Origin of the sequence: Frankia sp. AgKG'84/4 (genome assembly GCF_023242965.2) — a bacterium.
Lineage (GTDB): Bacteria > Actinomycetota > Actinomycetes > Frankiales > Frankiaceae > Frankia.
Window position 1 is genome coordinate 1 of sequence record NZ_JALKFU020000717.1, and the last position, 542, is coordinate 542.

At 52.4% G+C, this 542-nt stretch carries 1 protein-coding gene; it reads left to right on the top strand.

The features are described 5' to 3' along the window. Window positions 1-21: 21 nt before the first annotated feature. A partial coding sequence (locus MXD58_RS31830) for a DEAD/DEAH box helicase family protein (protein WP_284678841.1) occupies window positions 22-542 on the top strand: 521 nt, incomplete at its 3' end.

A 542-nucleotide genomic window follows, 5' to 3' on the forward strand; every position in this document is an offset into this window, starting at 1 on the left:
ACCTATTGCCGCGCATGCATCATGATGGGCAGGGTGAGCGAATGCAGTTTGCTATATTCATGGAGCGGCCCAAGCTTCCTTTTTGATATACCAGCTCATGTGCTTGCATGGGAGGGCACTCTGTCAGAAGGCCAGCGAACTGCTTCAGAACGGGTAACGGCCGCCGTTCACAAAGGTGAAGAGCTGCTTGTTTGGGCAGTATGCGGCGCCGGCAAAACAGAAGTGCTATTCCACGGAATGGAAACAGCCCTGCTAGCAGGAAAAAGAGTCTGCATTGCCACGCCCCGGACAGATGTTGTCCTCGAGCTCGCCCCACGCCTGAAAAAAGCCTTTCCACATATCACGGTTGCGGCCCTCTATGGCGGCAGCGAAGATAGACATATCATGGCCCCGCTAACAGTCACGACCACCCACCAGCTTTTCCGGTTTCAAAACGCGTTCGATACCATCATTATCGACGAGGTAGACGCCTTTCCGTATTCAATGGACATATCGCTGCAATTCGCCGTGAACAAAGCAAAAAAAGAATCATCAGCCACAAT